This window comes from Actinocatenispora thailandica (assembly GCF_016865425.1).
Lineage (GTDB): Bacteria > Actinomycetota > Actinomycetes > Mycobacteriales > Micromonosporaceae > Actinocatenispora > Actinocatenispora thailandica.
In genome coordinates this window covers 6,257,184-6,274,821 of sequence record NZ_AP023355.1, presented here as the reverse complement: position 1 = coordinate 6,274,821, position 17,638 = coordinate 6,257,184, and the positions used below count along the sequence as shown (strand labels likewise).

Sequence of the window (17,638 nt, the reverse complement as noted above, 5' to 3'; positions counted from 1 at the left end):
GCAGCTCGACGACGGCAGGGAGGCGTGATGGCCGACGAATGGCAGCCGGCGAACGACGTCGAGCGGGCACTGCTCGATGCCATGCAGCGGGGGGAACAGGACCGCTACTTCGAGGTGCTCGGCGCCGCCGACCTGATCCTGCCGTTCGCCGCGGACGCCACCGGTGCCGCGCAGCCGGGCACCTGGGCGACCTGGGGGTACGAGGGCCGCACGTACATCCTCGCGTTCAGCTCCCAGCAGGCGCTGGCGTCGATCATGGGCCGGCCGACCGACCAGTTCCGTACCGGCCGGCTCGCCGAGGTCTGCGCCTGGTGGCCGGACGAGTCCTGGTGGCTCGCCGTCGACTTCGGGCTGCCGATCGCCGGCTACCTGCCCGGTACGTTCGTCAGCCAGCTCACCGGTGTCCAGCTCGGTGCGCAGCTCGCCGTCGGCGGCACCGCACCCGCCGACCCCACCGTCGCGTACCGGCCGGACGGTGCCGCCCAGCCGGACGGTGCCGGCCAGCCGGACGGTGCCGGCCAGCAACCGGCCGACCCGCTGCAGACCCAGCAGGCGCCGGCCCGACCGACCGACCCGGCGCAACCGGCGGACCCGGGGCAGACCGTGGCCGCTGCTCCCGCCGATGGCCAGGCCGGTGCGGCGCCGGGCGCCGACCAGGCAGCTACGGCGCCGGGTGGCGGCCAGGCAGCTACGGCGCCGGAGGGCGGCCAGGCGGGTGCGGCGCCGGGCGCCGACCCGTACCGGCCGGCCTCCGCGCCCCCGTACCCGCAGCCGGCCTCCGCCCAGCCGTACCAGCAGCCGGCCTCCGCGCCGCCGTACCAGCAGGGTGGGGCACAGCCGGCCGAGCACGGCCAGGAGCAGGCGTACCCGCCGGGCGACGCGGCAGCCCGGTACCAGCAGCAGGCCGGGGCGGCGCAGCACGCCGAGCCGGCGGCCGGTCAGTCCCGGCCGGCGGCCGCGGGAGACCAACCGGGCACCATGCCGGTGCTCTCGAACGGCGCCGCCGGCGCGGCCGGGTTCCAGCCGGCGAGCCCGCTGGAGCAGACCCTGTTGGACGCGTCCCGCACCGGGGACCGGAAGACGTTCATGGACGCGCTGCTCGGCGCGTACCTGCTGGTGCCGGTGCCGGAGGGGGCCAACCCGGGGCCGACCGCGGTCACCAAACCCGACTTCCCCTGGCCGAGCATCGAACGTAACGGCACGCCGCAGGTTCCGGTGTTCACCTCGCAGGAACGGATGCGCGAGCGGATCGGCGCCGCGCCGTACGCGGTGGTGCCGTTCGTGCTGCTCGTCGAGCACTGGCCGCACCGCGAGTGGTTCCTCGCGCTCAACCCGGACAGCCCGGTGAGCGCCACCGTCGACGGTGACCAGATCGCCGAACTCGCCGAGTGGGCCCGCCGCACCCACCTGGCCGAGCGCCTCGGCGTCCTGCCGCCCCAGCGGTCCGAGGGCCCGCCGCTGGTACCGGCGCAGCCGGTGCCGGTGTCGGGGCAACCTGCGTCGGAGGACCGTCCCGACGCGTCCCCGTGGTCGGCGCCCACCGGTCCGGACGCCACCGGGTACCCGCCGGCCGAACGGCAGGCCGGCCGGCACGAGGCCGCCGACGATGCGGCTGGCCCGCTGGCCGCCGGCGGGTCAGCCCCAGCGGCGCCGAGCGCGGCGGTGCCGAGCGCGGCGAGCGCATCGGAGGAGCCGGCCACGGTGCAGCCGGACGGGGCCGGGCCCGACGACCGGATCCCGCCGGGGGCGACGGCCGATGCCGCGCCGAGCGGCCCTGCGGACGGCGCCGCGACGGGACCCGGCGACCAGCCCGCGGACGCGGCCCCGGCTCCCGCCGGGCCGGAGGTGGCCGGCGCCGACGCCGGCCACGGTCATCACGCCGGTGCGAGCGATGCGGGGGTGGCCGGGACGGGTTCGTCCGCGACCGCCGCCGATTCGGGCGCGGCCGGAGCCGGGACCGGCGCCGCGCCGGCAGCCCCGGGCACGGTCGAGGTGCCGGCCGACCCTGGTCCGGGTGACGCGGACCCGGTCGGCGCCGGCCGGTTTGGCCCCGCGCCGAGTGATGCGGACCCAGACGGCGCTGGCCGGGTCGGCGCCGCGCCGGGTGACGTGGACCCGGTCGACGCTGGGCTGGTTCGTGCCGCGCCGAGTGATGCGGACCCGGTCGGCGCTGGCTCGGGTGGCACCGTGCCGGACGGCGCTGGCTCGGCCGATGGGGAGCGGGCCGGCGCCGGCTCGGACGGTGCAGCACCGGACGGGGCCGGTTCCGGCGGTGCAGCGTGGAACGGCGCTGGTGCCGGTGGCCCGCGGCCGGCCGAGGCCGGTTCCGATGGTGCGGAGCCGGACGGCGCCGGGTCGGATGGTGCCGCGCCGGTCGAGGCCGGTTCGGACGGTGCAGTGCCGGACGGTGCTCGCTTCGATGGCGCGCCGCCGGACGGTGCCGGTTCGGCCGGCAGCGCGCCCGGTGACGGCGAGCCGGGCGACGAGGGCGACACCGGCGCGGCCGGCGCCGGCGCCCAGGATGCGTCCGCCGCACCCGGGCCCGGTGCCGGCACCGCGGCCACCGCCGTGCCGGCTGCCCCCGCCCCGACCGATGCGTCCGCCGCACCCGGGCCCGGTGCCGGCACCGCGGTCACCGCCGTGCAGGCTGCTGCTGCCCCGACCGATGCGCCGGCCGGACCCGCCGAGAACGCGCCGGACGACGGCGAACCGGCGCCGGAGTGGCCGCCCGTACCGCCGGCGATCGAGGACGAGCCGGCACTCGCCGAGCCGGTAGCGGCACTGTCCTTCCCGGCGCTGCTGCAGAAGGTGCTGCCCGACGCGCAGGTGCCGTTCTACCTGGAGCGACACTTCGATCGGGTCGGCGGCTGGATCCATCCGGCCGCCGACGCCCCGGTACGCGCCGGGGACCTGCGGGTGGCCACCGGCCTGTCCGGCGAGGTCGTGCCCGAGCCGGTGCACGCGATCCGCTGGCACGTCGAGTCCGCGCAGGTGTTGCCGGTGCTGGCGGCGGTGCGGTCGGCCGCCGATCCGGAACTCGTGGAGTACCGGGTCCCGACGGCGCGGCTTCCGCACGGGGCCGAGTTGTACCGGATCGATCCGGACGGTGAGACGACGGTGCTCGCCGTCTTCAACGCCGACCACCATCGGTGGCATCCGCTGATCTGACCGGTTCGTATCGCTGGGCGCCGGGGTACGCCGGCGCCTGGCGCGCGGCTGCCTGGGGTTGGGGTGCGAAGGCCCGCCAACACCGAGCGAACCCGGCGCCGCGGGTGCGCCTGGGCGTGTGGAGGTGCCCGGCTAGTCCTTGATCCAGCGCAGGATCTCCGCGTTGACCAGGTCGGGGACCTCCTGCTGGATGAGGTGGCCGACACCGTCGAGCAGCCGCCACTCGTACCGGGCGGCGACGTACCGGCCGGAGCCCTGCGCGGTGCGCGGTAGCACGCCGGTGTCCTCGGCGCCGTGCAGGTGCAGGGTGGGGCTGGTGATCGGCTGCTGCATCAGCTTGACGAAGCGCCGGCCGCTCGGCCGCAGCGCGCCGCGGAACACCCAGCGGTACGCCTCCAGCGCGCAGAACGCGGCCTGCGGGATCTGGATCGCTTGCCGGCAGTGCGCGAGGTAGTCGGCGAACTCGGCGCTGGCCCGCCACGGGCCGGCCCAGTCGGTCATCAGTTGCGCGGCGATCGCGGCGTCGTCGCGGGTCAGCACGTGCTCGTACCGGGGCACCTGGAACTTCAGCAGGTGCCGGCTGGCGGACAGCTGGCCGCGCGGGTCGGCGAACAGCCCGGTGCGCAGCCGCAGCGGATGGGCGGCGGCGCACACGACCAGCCGCCGCACCCGCTGCGGGTGGAACGCGGCGGCCATCCAGGCGACGAGGCCGCCGAGGTCGTGGCCGACCAGCACCGCGTCGCGCTCGCCGAGCGCCCGGATCAGGCCGTCCACGTCGGCGGACATCGTGTACCCGTCGTAGCCGCGGGGCGGTTTGTCGCTCGCGCCGTACCCGCGCAGGTCGACGGCGACGGCGCGGTAGCCGGCGTCGGCGAGGGCGGTCAGCTGGTGCCGCCAGCCGTACCAGGTCTCCGGGAAGCCGTGCAGGAACAGGACGAGCGGCCCGGAACCGGACTCGGCGACGTGGAACCGGCTGCCGTTGGCGCCGACGAACCGGTGCGTCCACGGCCCGTCGACGAGCACGCAGCTCTCGTCCGGCGGGGGCGTCACGCGCGCCCCGCCGGCGCGGTACGCGAAGCACGGCCGGACCGTCCAGACATGGCCCCAGCGTAGGCGCCGGCACCCACCGGACGGTGCCAGCCCCGCCGCGGCGGCCGGTGGTCACCCATGGTGGGCGCGGACCCGGCGGCGGAGCAGGAAGGTGGCGAGCACCGCGGCGATGATCGAGCCGGCCAGTACGGCGGTCTTGAGCCGGTCGCCTTCCTCGCCGACGCCGAAGGCCAGCTCGGCGATGAGCAGGCTGACGGTGAAACCGCAGCCGGCGAGGACGCTCACCGCGGCCAGGTCACGCCAGTGCATGGTGGACGGCAGCCGGGCCAGCCGCAGCCCGATGGCGAGCAGCGCCCCGCCGAACACGCCGATCGCCTTGCCGACGACGAGACCGGCCACGATGGCCCAGGCGAGCCGGTCGGTGACCAGCGCCGGCAGGGCGCCGCCGGAGAGCGACACCCCGGCGGCGAAGAACGCGAAGATCGGCACGCAGACGCCGGCGCTGATCGGCTGCAGCCGGTGCTCGGCGTACTCCGCGGGGGCGTGCGCCTCGCCGGGGTCGCGGCGGACCCGGGTGGCGAGGCCGATCGCGACCCCGGCCAGCGTGGCGTGGATGCCGCTGGTGTGCAGCAGCACCCAGGCCAGCACACCGAGCGCCAGGTACACCGGCCAGCCGCGGAACCGCAGCCGTTGCAGCAGCAGGTACCCGCCGATGCTGGCGGCGGCGCCGATCAGCGGCAGGACCGCCAGGTGCGCGGTGAACAGCACCGCGATCAGCAGGATCGCGCCGAGGTCGTCGACCACGGCGAGGGTGAGCAGGAAGACCCGGACGGAGGCGGGGAGGGTCCGGGCGGTCACCGCGAGCACGGCCAGCGCGAAGGCGATGTCGGTGGCGACCGGTACCGCCCACGCCTGGTCGATGCCGGCGGTGCCGTGCCCGACGATCAGGGCGACCAGCGCCGGCACCACCATCCCGCCGATCGCGCCGAACACCGGCAGCATCGCGGTACGCGGGTTGCGTAGCTCACCCACGGCCAGCTCGCGTTTGAGCTCCAGCCCGGCGATCACGAAGAACAGCGTGAGCAGCCCGTCGGCGGCCCACTCGCCGGTGGTCAGCGACAGGTGCAGCGCCTCGGGGCCGAACCGGGCGTCCCGGACATGCTGGTACAGCCCGGCGGCGGGGCTGTTCGCGACGGCCAGCGCGGCGATGGCGGCGGCCAGCATCACGATGCCGCCGATCGTCTCGGTGCGCAGGTAGCCGGCGAGGGTGATCGCGGCGTCCGCGGTGCGGCGCTGCACCCGGCGGCGGCGTTGCCGGATCCGCCGGGCGCGCTCGATCAACCGGGAGACGGGTAGGCGCTCGGGCATCGGCTGGCTCCTGATCCGGGTAGCACGGTGAGGCGTGCCGACCAGGCTTCCCGGCGCTCCGCCGCCAACCCTACCTGCCCACCACCGGGCCCGACGTCAACCGCGCAGGTAGCGCCCGGTCCGCCGCGCGGGTGCGGGTCAGCTGCGCAGGTAGCTCAGCACCGCCATGACCCGGCGGTGGTCGGAGTCGGACGGGGCCAGCGCCAGCTTGCCGAAGATGTTCGAGATGTGCTTCTCCACCGCGCCCTCGGTGACCACCAGGGCGCGGGCGATGGCGGTGTTGGTCCGTCCCTCGGCCATCAGTTGCAGCACGTCGCGCTCGCGCGGGGTGAGGGTACGGATCGGGTCCTTGCGGGACACGAACAGCTGGGAGACCACCTCGGGGTCGAGCACGGTACCGCCGCCGGCGACGCGGACCAGCCCGTCGAGGAACTCGTCGACGTCCGCGACCCGGTCCTTCAGCAGGTAGCCCACCGCACCGACGCGGTCGGCGAGCAGGTCGTCGGCGTACGACACCTCGACGTACTGGGAGAGCACCAGGATCGGGGTGCCCGGCACGTTCTTGCGCGCCTCGATGGCGGCGCGGAGCCCCTCGTCGGTGTGGCTGGGTGGCATCCGCACGTCGACGATGGACACGTCGGGGCGGTGCTCGGTGATCGCCTCGACCAGTGCCGGGCCGTCGCCGACGGCCGCCACCACCTCGTGCCCGGCCTCGGTGACCAGCCGGACGATGCCCTCGCGCAGCAGCACCGAGTCGTCGGCGACTACGACGCGCATGGCAGCTCCGCGGTCAGTACGGTCGGGCCGCCGGCGGGGCTGTCCACGTGGAACCGGCCGTCGGCGGCGCGGACCCGGTCGGCCAGGCCGGACAGGCCGTGGCCCTTGGCGGTGTGCGCACCGCCCCTGCCGTTGTCGGAGATCGTCACGTACAACAGACTGCCATCCCCGGTCACCTTCACCTCGCACCACGTCGCGCCGCTGTGCTTCGCGACGTTCGTCAGCGCCTCGGCGACCAGGAAGTATGCGGTGTTCTCGGCGCTTTCCGGCAACCGCTCGTGGTCCGGCAGCGACACCGACAGCTCGGTGGGTACCGTGCAGCGCCCGGTCACCGCGGCCAGCGCGGCGGCGAGCCCGCGGTCGGCGAGGATCGGCGGCGCGATCCCCCGGGACAGCGCGCGCAGCTCGTCCAGCGTCTCCCGGGTCTGCTGGATCGCCTCGGCGAGCAGCGGCTCGGCATGCTCCGGATCGGTCCGCAGCCGCCGCTGTGCCAGGCTCAGGTCCATGGTCAGCCGGACCAGCCGCTGCTGCGGGCCGTCGTGGATGTCGCGCTCCAGCCGGCGCAGCGCGGACGCCTCGGCCGAGCGGGCCGCCTCCCGGCTCTCGGTCAGCTCCTCGACCCGCTCCTGCAGCGCGTCGACCCGGTGCCGGGTGAGCAGCCCGCTGGCCAGGCCGGCGTTCATCAGCGCCATCCCGCGCACCACGAACGGGGCGCTGATCAGGAACAGCAGCCCGATGCCGGTGTCCACCGCCACCACGTAGCCGTACTTGTGCGGCATGCCGAGCAGATCCGAGATGCCGTTCAGGTAGGGCAGCACCGGGTAGGCCCAGAGGAAGCTCAGCGTGTAGCCGACCGCGACCGCCCACCAGGTGATCGTCACCACGAACCCGGTCACTCCGGTGACGAACCGGGTGATACCGAACAGCAGGTCGCGCCAGCACTGCGGGTCGACCAGCGGGACCAGCTGCCGGCGCAGCCCGGTGTGCTTGGTGTGGTCCTTGCGGTACCGCGGGGCGGTGACCGGCGCGCGCAGCACGCTGGGCAGCCGCCGACGCTCCAGCCCGGCGAACGCCCGCGCCACGTGCATCCCGGCGAGCAGGACGAACGCCCCACCGACGGCGACGAACGTGCCCATGCCGGCGCAGAACAGGGTCAGCAGCACGACGAAGCTCGCCACCGACAGCGGGAAGTCCGCGAGGCAGTACCCGGTGTCGACGAAGAGCTGGGACACGGTGGAACGCCGGTGGTGCTCGGTGGCGACGGGCGCTGCGGTGCTCACGAACCTTCCCCCTTCGTCGGAACGTGCGTGCGACACCACGGTGCGCGGTGCCCGTGGTTAGCTCCCGGACGCTCCCTCATGGCTATGACGGTAGAGAGGCGGCGGCGGGATTCCCATCGGGTGGCCCGGCGAGCCGGCCCTGGGGCCAGCCCTACCGGCGTCGGACGTCGAGGTTGCCGAGCGTGCGCTACCGGCGTCGGGTGTCGAGGTTGCCGAGCGTGGCCCACGACACTCGGACCCGGCTGGGGCGGTTTGGTGGCGTGCGTCGCAAACCGGGCCGATCGCGGCGCCAAGATACGCCGACAAGTGTTCGTGTGGTGACGAACCGTCAAGATCGCGATTTGTGCGTGCGTTCACAAACGCATACGCTGGCGGCAACGGCGCGAGACCTACCACACCGTGACCGCGGTGCGTCAGCGGGTCCGCACGATCAGCTCGACATGCCCGTCACCGTCGGCGCCGCTGTATCACCGCGACTGATTCGGCCGAATGCCGTGTCGGTCGTACGCTGGGACCGCCGAGGATCGCAACCGAGAGTCAGATGAGTCAGCAGCGCACCGACAGTTCAGCGAGCCCCGTGTTCCCGGATCTGCCCGAGGCCACCGTGGCCCGCCTGCCCGAATACCTGCGCGCCCTGCACAGCCTCGCGCAGGAGGGGCACGACACGGTGTCCAGCGAGGGGCTGGCCACCGCCGCCGGGGTGAACTCGGCGAAGCTGCGCAAGGACCTCTCCCATCTCGGGTCGTACGGGACGCGCGGCGTCGGCTACGACGTCGCGCTGCTGATCACCCAGATCGAGGCCGTCCTCGGGCTGACCAAACACCGCAAGGTGGCCCTGGTCGGCATCGGTAACCTCGGTCACGCCCTCGCCGGGTACGGCGGGTTCGCCAGCCGGGGGTTCTCCATCGCGGCGCTGTTCGACGCCGAGCGGGCCCAGGTCGGCGAGCGGATCGGTGCCCTGGTGGTCCGGCACGTCGACGAGCTGGCCGAGGTGGTGGCCGCCGAGGACATCTCGATCGGCGTGATCGCCACCCCGGCGCGGGCCGCCCAACAGGTGGCCGACCAGTTGGTCCGTGCCGGCGTGACCAGCATCCTGAACTTCGCGCCCTGCGTGCTCAACGTGCCGAGCGGGGTGGACGTGCGGAAGGTGGACCTGGCCGTGGAGATGCAGATCCTGTCGTTCCACGAGCACCGGAAGGCGCTCACCGCGCTACCGGCGACGCCCGCTGCCGGGGAGGCGACCGGGTCGTGAACCTGCTCGTCGTCGGACTGTCGCACCGCACCGCACCGGTCGAACTGCTGGAGAAGCTGTCGGTACCGGGGGGCGAGCTGCCGGAGCTGCTGCGCCGGCTGCTGGCCCGGCCCTACGTCGCCGAGGCCGTCGTGCTGTCCACCTGCAACCGGGTGGAGGTGTACGCGGCGGTGTCCGCGTTCCACGGCGCGCTCGCCGACATCGGCGCCGAGCTGGCCGGCCGCGCCGGCTGCGACGTCGCCGCGCTCGCCAGCCACCTGTACGTGCACTACGACGACGAGGCGGTCCGGCACGCGTTCCGGGTCGCCGGCGGGCTGGACTCGATGGTGGTCGGTGAGGCGCAGGCGCTCGGCCAGCTGCGCGACGCGTACGCGGTGGCCCGGGACGTCGAGGCGCCCGGCCGGCTGCTGCACGAGCTGCTGCAGCAGGCGCTGCGGGTCGGCAAGCGGGTGCACTCCGAGACCGGCATCGACCGGGCCGGCCAGAACGTGCTGACCGCGGCGCTGTCGCTCGGCGTCGACCGGGCCGTCGGTGCCGGCGCCGAGCAGTGGCTCGCCGGCCGCCGCGCGCTGGTCGTCGGTGCCGGTGCGATGGGCGCGCTGTCGGCCGCCACCCTCGCCCGGTACGGCGTGGGCGAGCTGGTGGTCGCCAACCGCGGTGTGCGCCAGGCCCGCCGGCTCGCCGAGCGGTACGGCGGCCGGTCGGTCGGCCTGACCGACCTGGCCGACGAGCTCGCCGCGGCCGACCTGGTGGTGTCCGCGACCGCGTCCACCGGTCACGTTCTCGGCGTCGATCTGGTCGCCGGGGCGATCGGCCGCCGGGCCGGGGATCCGTTGCTGCTGCTGGACCTCGCGATACCGCGGGACGTCGAAGCCGGGGTGGCCGGGCTGCCCGGCGTGGTCGTGGTGGACATCGAACGGCTCGGTTCGTCGTTGGACAGCGCAGGCGACGAACAGACGGCGCCGGACGCCGCGGCGACCGGTGCCGCCACGTTCGCGGCGGAGGGCTCGGTGCCGGCCGCGGAACGCATCGTCGCCGACGAGTTGGACGCCTTCCTCGGCTTCCTGCGCAGCGCGAACGTGGCTCCCACGGTCGCCGCGCTGCGGGGCCGGGCGGACGACGTGGTCGCCGCCGAACTGCGCCGGCTGGCCCAGCGCCGGCCGGAGCTGACCGACGCGCAGCGCGCCGAAATGGCCCGCACCGTGCATCGGGTGGTACAACGCCTGTTGCACCAGCCGACGGTCCGGGTTCGGCAGCTGGCCGCGGAGCCCGGCGGGGACCGGTACGCCGAGGTCCTGCGCGAGCTGTTCGACCTGGACGTGGCGGACGGCGCGGCGGCCGAGGCGATCCGGGTGGCGCCCACCGAGAGCAGGCCGATCAGCGGCACCGAGGTTCGTGAGGACGGAGAGATCGGGTGACGGGCAGTTCAGCGGCCCGGCCGATACGGCTGGGTACCCGCGGCAGCGCGCTCGCCGTGGCGCAGTCCGGCCAGGTGGCGGAGGCGCTGCGGGCGGCGAGCGGTCGCCCGGTGGAGCTGGTCGAGGTGGTCACCACCGGCGACCGGTCCGCCGCGCCGGTGCAGCGGCTCGGCGTCGGGGTCTTCGTGTCCGCGCTGCGCGACGCGCTGGCCGGCGGGGAGATCGACGTCGCCGTCCACTCGTACAAGGACCTGCCGACGGAGCCGGCCCCCGGGCTGGTGATCGCCGCGGTGCCGGAGCGCGCCGACCCGCGCGACGTGCTGGTCGCCGCCGACGGTGTCGGCCTCGCGAAGCTGCCGGCCGGCGCCCGCGTCGGTACCGGTGCGCCGCGCCGGATGGCCCAGCTCAACGCCCTCGGCGCCGGGCTGACCTGCGTACCGATCCGCGGCAACGTGGACACCCGGATCCGCAAGGTGGAGTCCGGTGAGCTGGATGCCGTGGTGGTGGCCGCGGCCGGCCTGCAACGCCTCGGCCGACTCACCGAGGTGACCGAGTTTCTCGACCCCGACCTGGTACTGCCCGCGCCGGCGCAGGGTGCGCTGGCGGTGGAGTGCCGGGTCACCGACACCGAACTGGCCGCGACGGTGGGTGCGCTGGACGATCCGGACACCCGGGCCGCGGTGCTCGCCGAGCGCACCCTGCTCGCGACCCTGGAGGCGGGTTGCACCGCCCCGGTCGGTGGGTACGCCACGGTGACGGACGGGGTCCTTTCCCTGCGCGGTGCCGTGGTGGCGCTCGACGGAAGTGCGTCGATCCGCCGCCTCGGTACCGGAACGCCCGCCGACGCCGAGTCGGTCGGCCGGCGGCTTGCCGCCGAGCTGCTCGACGCTGGCGCTGATTCCCTGTTGGAGAGTGCACGATGACCCGCGCGCGTAAGTCCGTCGGCCGCATCACCGTGGTGGGCGCCGGTCCCGGTGACCCGGGCCTGCTCACCCGGCGTGCGGCGGAGGCGGTGGCCGCAGCCGACCACGTGGTGTACGACCGGTCGGTGCCCGAAGTCCTGCTGTCCGCCGTGCTGTCCGAGGGGGCGGAGCGCAGCCCCGCCGAGGGGGCGCCCGGCGACATCGCCAAGGTGCTGCTGTCCGCGGCCCGGTCCGGGCTGTCCGCGGTCCGGCTGGTGGCCGGCGACCCGTACGGGCACGACTCGGTGGTGAAGGAGATCCAGGCGGTGTCGCGCAGCGCGGTGCCGTTCGAGGTGGTGCCGGGGATCAGTCACGCCTCCGCGGTCGCCTCGTACGCGGGCATGCCGCCCGGCCCGGTGCGGACCGAGGTGGACGCGGACGACGTGGTCAACCTCGACTTCGACGCGGTGGCGGCGGCGCTCGGCGGGGCCGGCGACCAGTCCTCGCTCGCGCTGACCGTGGACGCCGGCAGCCTCGCGCAGGTACGCGACGGGCTGCTCGCCGCGGGCGTCGACGGCGGTGTTCCGGTGGCGGTGACCGGTGACGGCACCGGCGAGACGCAGTACACCACGTCGTCCACTGTGGACAGTTTTGTGGAGGCGGCGCTCGGCTTCGGCGGCCCGGTGGTGCTGACCCTGGGCGGCGGCGTACCGCAGCGCGACAAGCTCGGCTGGTGGGAGAACCGCCCGCTGTACGGCTGGAAGGTCCTGGTGCCGCGCACCAAGGAGCAGGCCGGCGCGATGTCCGCCCGGCTCCGGGTGTACGGCGCGATCCCGTCCGAGGTACCCACCATCGCCGTCGAACCGCCGCGTACCCCGGCGCAGATGGAGCGGGCGATCAAGGGCCTGGTCGACGGCCGGTACGCGTGGATCGTCTTCACCTCCACCAACGCGGTGCGCGCGGTGTGGGAGAAGTTCGCCGAGCACGGCCTGGACGCCCGGCACTTCGGCGGCGTCAAGATCGCCTGCATCGGCGACGCGACCGCCGAGGCGGTCCGCAGCTTCGGCATCCAGCCCGAGCTGGTGCCGGACGGCGAGCAGTCCTCCGACGGCCTGCTCGCCGAGTTCCCGCCGTTCGACGACGTGCTCGACCCGGTGGGCCGGGTGCTGCTGCCGCGCGCCGACATCGCCACCGAGACGCTCGCCGCCGGCCTGGTCGAGCGCGGCTGGGAGGTCGACGACGTCACCGCCTACCGCACGGTGCGGGCGGCGCCGCCGCCGGCCGACATCCGGGACGCGATCAAGTCCGGCGGGTTCGACGCGGTCCTGTTCACCTCGTCCTCCACGGTGCGCAACCTGGTCGGCATCGCCGGCAAGCCGCACGCCCGTACGGTCGTCGCCTGCATCGGGCCGAAGACCGCGGAGACCGCCGTCGAGTTCGGGCTGCGGGTCGACGTGCAGCCGGAGCACGCGTCGATCACCGACGAGGTCGAGGCGCTCGCCGAGTACGCGGTCGAGCTGAAGGAGAAGCTCGCCCAGATGCCGCCCAAGCAGCGCCGCGGCTCGAAGGTGCAGGGCCCGTCGGCGCTGCGGTTCCGCTGATCGTCGGCCCCCGGCCGGCGGTACCAGCACCGACCGACGGGTCGCCTTCCGACCTCTAGGAGAAGCTGATGTACCCGGACGTAAGGCCGCGCCGGTTGCGGACCACCCCGGCGATGCGCCGGTTGGTGGCCGAGACGGTGGTGCGGCCGGCCGACCTGATCCTGCCGCTGTTCGTCCGGGAGGGGATCGCCGAGCCGAAGCCGGTGGCGTCGATGCCCGGCGTGCTCCAGCACACCCGCGACTCGCTGCGCAAGACGGTCGTCGAGGCGGTCGAGGCCGGGGTCGGCGGCATCATGCTGTACGGCGTGCCGCTGACCCGGGACGAAGTGGGCTCCGCCGGGACCGACCCGAACGGCGTGCTCAACGTGGCGATCCGGGACGTGGCCGCCGAGGTCGGCGACGCCACCGTGGTGATGTCCGACCTGTGCCTGGACGAGTTCACCTCGCACGGGCACTGCGGGGTACTCGACGCCCAGGGCCGGGTGGACAACGACGCGACGCTCGCCCGGTACGCGGACATGGCGGTCTGCCAGGCCGAGGCCGGGGTGCACCTGGTCGGGACCAGCGGCATGATGGATGGCCAGGTCGGGGTGGCGCGCGAGGCGCTGGACGCGGCCGGGCACACCGACGTCGGCATCCTGGCCTACGCGGCGAAGTACGCGTCGGCGTTCTTCGGCCCGTTCCGGGAGGCGGTGGAGTCGGCCCTGCAGGGCGACCGCCGCGCCTACCAGCAGGACCCGGGCAACGGCCGGGAGGCGCTGCGCGAGGTCGCGCTGGACGTCGCCGAGGGCGCCGACCTGGTGATGGTCAAGCCGGCGCTGCCCTACCTGGACGTGGTGGCCGCGGTGCGCGCCGCCGTCGACGTACCCGTCGCCGCCTACCAGGTTTCCGGCGAGTACGCGATGGCCGAGGCGGCGTTCGCGAACGGCTGGCTCGACCGGGATCGCACCATCCTGGAGATGCTGACCTCGATCCGCCGGGCCGGGGCCCAGCAGATCCTCACGTACTGGGCGGTCGAGGCCGCCGGCCTGCTCCGCGCCGGGTACTGACCCTCCCGCCGCGTCGCGCCGGGCTCCGACGCTCGTGCCGGGTTCCGGCGCGTCGCGCTGGGCTCCGACGCTCGCGCTGGGCTCCGACGCGCGCGGGGACGCGGCGCGTTCCGGCGGGTCGGGCCGCGCCGGGCACCGTTCGCGGGCGCCCGGCTCGCCGTCGGGGCCGGCCGGTCGCGGCGGTCACCCGCAGCGGCGGATCAGCAGGCCCTCGGTGCGCGCGTAGAACTCGCGTACCCGGGCGTCACCGTCCACGTCGTCGAGCGGCACCACCCGCAGGTAGACGGCGCCCTTGATGAGCGCTGGCGTGGTCGACACGACCAGCGCCCACCAGGAGCCCTGGCCGTGGATTCCGGCGGCCGGGGAGATCCAGACCTGGTCGCCGGCGTGCGGGGTGCCGTAGTGGATCGCGGAGTGGCTCATGCTCGATCACCTTCCGGGCCGGGGGGCTGACATCTGGTTCGACGTCGACACCCCGGGTTCATGACGGAACTGTCACGAACCAGATGCACTCCGCAGGCGGTGCTCGCCGCCGGCGCCGCCCCGGGCCGGCGGGGCCGCTCGGGTCGTGCTGCGGCTGGGCCGCTCGGGTCGTGCTGTGGCGGGGCCGGTCAGTGCGCCGCGGCGACGAGCGTCTCGATCGTGGTCCGGCCGGTGGGGGTGGTGAAGTCGCGGACCATGTCGCTGGCCAGGCTGGGTACCGAGGTGATCCGGCCGCCGGCCGCCTCGATCTGCCGGTACGCGGCCTGCTCGGTGCGGTCCGACAGCCCGCCGCAGACGTCGGCGACGACCTGCACGTCGAAACCGGCGGCGAGCGCGTCCAGTGCGGTGTGCAGAACGACGATCTCGCTGGTCACTCCGCCGAGGACGAGGGTCCGGCGGTGCTGGTCGGTGATCGCCGCGCGGGTGGCCGGGTCGTCCCAGCAGGCCGGGCCGGTGCGGACGAGCGGAGCGCCGAAGCGGTCGAGTTCGGCGATGACGTCCGGGCCGGGCGCGGTGGACAGCGTGACCGGGAGGTCGAGCAGTTCGCAGATCGTCGCCAGGCTGCCGGCGGCCCGGCGCAGCGCGGTCGGTTCGTTCGTCCGGCCGAGCGGGACGATGTGTGTCTGCAGGTCGGCGAGCAGGACCTGCACGGTGGTCGGGTCGAGCATCTGTTGCCTCCGTGAATCGTTCACGATGTGAATGATTTCGCCACGCTAGCATGCAGGCCATGACCGACGTCAAGGCCGCGCCCCTGCTCGGTACCTCCGCGTTCCGGCTCGGTGTCGTCGGCGCCGTGGTGACCGAGCGATTCGCCGCCGAGATCGCCGCCCACGACCTCAAGCCGAAGCACGTCGGCGTGCTGGCCCTGCTCGGCTCCGCGCCGGCCACCTCGCAGCTCGACCTGGCCCGGGTGATGGGCGTCGCGCCGAGCCTGATCGTCCGGATCGCCGACCACCTCGAACGGCTCGGTGCGGTCGAGCGCGTCCGCGACCCCGTCGACCGTCGGCGGCAGGCGCTCCGGCTCACCGCGCACGGCAGCGCGCTGCTCGCCGAATGCACCCGGGCGTCCCGGGAGATGGAGGACGAACTGCTCGCCGGGCTGAGCGCGCCGGACCGCGCCGCCTTCCGTACCGCGCTCGCCCAGGTCGCCACCAACCTCGGCCTCCCCAGCTGACCCTCGCGGCCGGCCCGGCCGGTCCGCGCCACGGCCACGGGCGCAACCGCGCCCGGCCGGCGGGCTGGGCGGTACGCCGGCGTCAGCCTGCCAGGACCGCCAGCGCTGCCCGGCATCCTTGCCCGGTCGCGATGACCCCGCCCCGAACATCCGACCTGGCACCCGTTCCCCGGCCACCCCTCCCTTCCAACACCCTTTGCTCTGCACACCTGAGCGCACCAACAACGGTGCATTTGGGTGTCCAGAGCCGGCTCTGGACACCCAGGTGCACCGCTGGTGGTGCATCTGGGTATGCAGAGCAAAGGCCGCTCGGAAGGGGTGCACACCTCGGCGGACGTGGGCGAGATCGGCTCGCGGCCGATGCGGAACCTGTCGGTGCCGGGCCCGCGCGGGGAGGGCTGTCCACAGGTTGTCCACATGCATGGCCGCCGAGCCTGGCGTGCGGAACCATCGACGCATGAGTGAATCCGTCCCCGACACCGCCGTCGACGTGGTCAGCGCACCGCGACGGCGGCGCGTACTCGACGCGCTGAGACGCCGCCCATCCCGGCTCGAGGCGGGCAAGGTCGTACGGCGGGTACGGCGCATTCTCGGTGCCAGCCAACGCGATCTCGCTGCAGCTGGTGGGGACCAGCCACTCGCTGATCAGCCGGATCGAGACCGGTGCCAGCCAGCCGAGTCTCGACGTGCTCGACCGGATTCTCCGCGCAGCGGGGCTGCAGCTGACTGTGATCGACCCCTACGGACGGATGGTGCTGCCCATGCAGGACTGGGACGACACCCGCGACGGCGCGGGCCGCCGCTACCCGGCTCATCTCGACACGATCCTCGACCCGCTGCCGGGCGAATGGTGGGGCGACGTTTACGGGCTGGCGCGCCCACCGGAGACGTTCCACCGCGACCCGGAGCGACGAGCGGCGCAGCGGCGGCGGAGCCAGTGGGAGGTGCGGGTCGCGCAGCATCGGCGGGACCCGCCGCCGCCCGATCCGCTGCACGACCCGGACTGGCGACGCCGGTCGGCCTGGCGGCGCACCGCGTGACCAGCGACCGGTCAGGCGGTGCGGCGGGACTCGATGACGGCGGAGACCGGGGCCTCGTAGTCGTACCACCGGCGGTGCGGCCGGAAGCCGAGTTCGGCGTTGACCCGCAGCATCTGCTCGTCGCCCACCGGCTGCCAGGTCTGCACCGTCTCGACCTGCGGTTCGGCGGTGCGCAGCGCGAGCAGCAGCCGTGCCTTCATGGTCAGCCCGAGGCCGTAGCCGCGGTGCTCCGGGACCACGATCGTGTCGTACTGGTCGGCGCGGTCCGGGCGGTGCGCCGGCACGACGAGTTCGGTGAGCCCGGCGACCTCGCCGCTGGCGGTGTGGATGGCGACGGTGACGTAGGGCCGCAGTCCGCGGGCCCGCAGGGTACGCAGGCTGTCCCGGATCCGGCTGGCCTCGAAGCCGGCGTGCCATTCCACGTCGGCGACGGGGGTGTGCCGGAGGATCAGCTTGGCGTCCGCGTACGACGCGAGCAGCGTTTCGGGTGGCCCGTCCGGGAAGTGCTCGATGTGGTAACCCGCGCCGATCCGGTTCGACTTCGCCGCCACCTGCTCCCAGTCCACTGTGGACAGCGAGAGCAGGCTGCTCTCCTCGACCACGGTCGGCCGGAACCCGTGCGCGGCGTAGAAGTCGACGGTCGGGGTGCCCTCGACGATCTCGGTACTGATCAGGTCGCGGTCGTGTGCCGCGGCGTGCCGGGCCGCGGCGACGAGCAGCTCGCCGCCGACGCCGCGGCGGCGGTGGGCCGGTTCGGTGAACAGCTCGATGACGGCGGTGCCGGCCATGTCGTAGCCGAGCAGGTTCTCGCCGACGTAGCCGATCAGCTCGCCGTGGTCCTCGGCGATCCAGGCGGCGCGCCGTTCGATCGGCATCGCGGCGGACAGGTAGTCGCGTAGCCGGTCGCGCCGCCACGGCGGTTCGCCGGGCACGTCGGCCGCGATGGCCGCGTTGTAGACCCGCAGCCAGGCGTCGATCTCCGCGTCCGACGCGGTGGCTGGCTCCCACTCTCTGATCCGCACCACTCCTGCCTACCCGATGGGGGAGTCCGTGCGCGAGTGTGTGCGGCGGGTTAT

At 74.4% G+C, this 17,638-nt stretch carries 15 protein-coding genes; 8 read left to right on the top strand and 7 right to left on the bottom strand.

Annotated features, from left to right (window positions below):
• Positions 1 to 27: 27 nt before the first annotated feature.
• Entirely contained in the window at positions 28 to 3,168 is a 3,141-nt protein-coding gene (locus Athai_RS28125; RefSeq protein WP_203964271.1) for an SseB family protein, read from the top strand.
• A gap of 132 nt (positions 3,169 to 3,300) precedes the next feature.
• On the opposite strand, the gene Athai_RS28120 is transcribed toward Athai_RS28125, so the two are convergent.
• The 4 genes from Athai_RS28120 to Athai_RS28105 all read right to left on the bottom strand — a co-directional run bounded on the left by Athai_RS28120 (position 3,301) and on the right by Athai_RS28105 (position 7,643).
• Positions 3,301 to 4,218, bottom strand: a complete 918-nt coding sequence (locus Athai_RS28120; RefSeq protein ID WP_239157219.1) for an alpha/beta fold hydrolase — start codon at positions 4,216 to 4,218, stop codon at positions 3,301 to 3,303.
• Positions 4,219 to 4,329: 111 nt separating this feature from the next.
• Positions 4,330 to 5,586 carry a Na+/H+ antiporter NhaA gene (gene nhaA / locus Athai_RS28115; RefSeq protein WP_203964270.1) on the bottom strand — a complete coding sequence of 419 codons (1,257 nt, stop codon included), beginning with the start codon at positions 5,584 to 5,586 and terminating at the stop codon, positions 4,330 to 4,332.
• Between the two features lie 138 nt (positions 5,587 to 5,724).
• Entirely contained in the window at positions 5,725 to 6,363 is a 639-nt protein-coding gene (locus Athai_RS28110; RefSeq protein ID WP_203964269.1) for a response regulator, read from the bottom strand.
• Entirely contained in the window at positions 6,351 to 7,643 is a 1,293-nt protein-coding gene (locus Athai_RS28105; RefSeq protein ID WP_203964268.1) for a sensor histidine kinase, read from the bottom strand. Before Athai_RS28105 ends, Athai_RS28110 begins: the two co-directional genes overlap by 13 nt.
• A gap of 541 nt (positions 7,644 to 8,184) precedes the next feature.
• Here Athai_RS28105 and Athai_RS28100 point away from each other — a divergent pair.
• The 5 genes from Athai_RS28100 to hemB all read left to right on the top strand — a co-directional run bounded on the left by Athai_RS28100 (position 8,185) and on the right by hemB (position 13,865).
• The gene (locus tag Athai_RS28100) at positions 8,185 to 8,895 is read left to right on the top strand and encodes a redox-sensing transcriptional repressor Rex (RefSeq protein WP_203964267.1); all 711 of its coding nucleotides are present in this window, start codon (positions 8,185 to 8,187) and stop codon (positions 8,893 to 8,895) included.
• Positions 8,892 to 10,313 (top strand): glutamyl-tRNA reductase, encoded by a 1,422-nt coding sequence (locus Athai_RS28095; RefSeq protein WP_203964266.1) that lies wholly within the window; start codon positions 8,892 to 8,894, stop codon positions 10,311 to 10,313. The genes Athai_RS28100 and Athai_RS28095 overlap by 4 nt, the downstream gene beginning before the upstream one ends.
• Positions 10,310 to 11,236, top strand: coding sequence for a hydroxymethylbilane synthase (gene hemC, locus Athai_RS28090; protein WP_203964265.1), 927 nt, complete (start codon positions 10,310 to 10,312; stop codon positions 11,234 to 11,236). Before Athai_RS28095 ends, hemC begins: the two co-directional genes overlap by 4 nt.
• Complete coding sequence (locus tag Athai_RS28085) at positions 11,233 to 12,816, top strand: bifunctional uroporphyrinogen-III C-methyltransferase/uroporphyrinogen-III synthase (protein ID WP_203964264.1); 1,584 nt, start codon at positions 11,233 to 11,235, stop codon at positions 12,814 to 12,816. The genes hemC and Athai_RS28085 overlap by 4 nt, the downstream gene beginning before the upstream one ends.
• A gap of 65 nt (positions 12,817 to 12,881) precedes the next feature.
• The gene (hemB, locus tag Athai_RS28080; protein ID WP_203966347.1) at positions 12,882 to 13,865 is read left to right on the top strand and encodes a porphobilinogen synthase; all 984 of its coding nucleotides are present in this window, start codon (positions 12,882 to 12,884) and stop codon (positions 13,863 to 13,865) included.
• Positions 13,866 to 14,048: 183 nt separating this feature from the next.
• On the opposite strand, the gene Athai_RS28075 is transcribed toward hemB, so the two are convergent.
• A complete protein-coding gene (locus Athai_RS28075; protein ID WP_203964263.1) occupies positions 14,049 to 14,288 on the bottom strand; it encodes a hypothetical protein in 240 nt (79 codons plus the stop codon).
• A gap of 188 nt (positions 14,289 to 14,476) precedes the next feature.
• Positions 14,477 to 15,040 (bottom strand): isochorismatase family protein, encoded by a 564-nt coding sequence (locus Athai_RS28070; RefSeq protein ID WP_203964262.1) that lies wholly within the window; start codon positions 15,038 to 15,040, stop codon positions 14,477 to 14,479.
• Between the two features lie 35 nt (positions 15,041 to 15,075).
• On the opposite strand from Athai_RS28070, the gene Athai_RS28065 reads away from it, so the two are divergent.
• Positions 15,076 to 15,522, top strand: coding sequence for a MarR family winged helix-turn-helix transcriptional regulator (locus Athai_RS28065; RefSeq protein WP_203964261.1), 447 nt, complete (start codon positions 15,076 to 15,078; stop codon positions 15,520 to 15,522).
• Between the two features lie 593 nt (positions 15,523 to 16,115).
• Positions 16,116 to 16,562, top strand: a complete 447-nt coding sequence (locus Athai_RS28060; protein WP_239157218.1) for a helix-turn-helix domain-containing protein — start codon at positions 16,116 to 16,118, stop codon at positions 16,560 to 16,562.
• Positions 16,563 to 16,573: 11 nt separating this feature from the next.
• Here the strand turns inward: Athai_RS28060 and Athai_RS28055 are convergent, their stop codons facing one another.
• Positions 16,574 to 17,584, bottom strand: coding sequence for a GNAT family N-acetyltransferase (locus Athai_RS28055; protein WP_239157217.1), 1,011 nt, complete (start codon positions 17,582 to 17,584; stop codon positions 16,574 to 16,576).
• Positions 17,585 to 17,638 lie beyond the last annotated feature (54 nt).

Bases quoted from the DNA above. Each gene is read 5' to 3' on its own strand.
- Athai_RS28125 (WP_203964271.1), top strand. From the start codon at position 28: ATGGCCGACGAATGGCAGCCGGCGAACGACGTCGAGCGGGCACTGCTC.
- nhaA (WP_203964270.1), bottom strand. From the start codon at position 5,586: ATGCCCGAGCGCCTACCCGTCTCCCGGTTGATCGAGCGCGCCCGGCGG.
- Athai_RS28110 (WP_203964269.1), bottom strand. From the start codon at position 6,363: ATGCGCGTCGTAGTCGCCGACGACTCGGTGCTGCTGCGCGAGGGCATC.
- Athai_RS28100 (WP_203964267.1), top strand. From the start codon at position 8,185: ATGAGTCAGCAGCGCACCGACAGTTCAGCGAGCCCCGTGTTCCCGGAT.
- Athai_RS28085 (WP_203964264.1), top strand. From the start codon at position 11,233: ATGACCCGCGCGCGTAAGTCCGTCGGCCGCATCACCGTGGTGGGCGCC.
- Athai_RS28075 (WP_203964263.1), bottom strand. From the start codon at position 14,288: ATGAGCCACTCCGCGATCCACTACGGCACCCCGCACGCCGGCGACCAG.
- Athai_RS28065 (WP_203964261.1), top strand. From the start codon at position 15,076: ATGACCGACGTCAAGGCCGCGCCCCTGCTCGGTACCTCCGCGTTCCGG.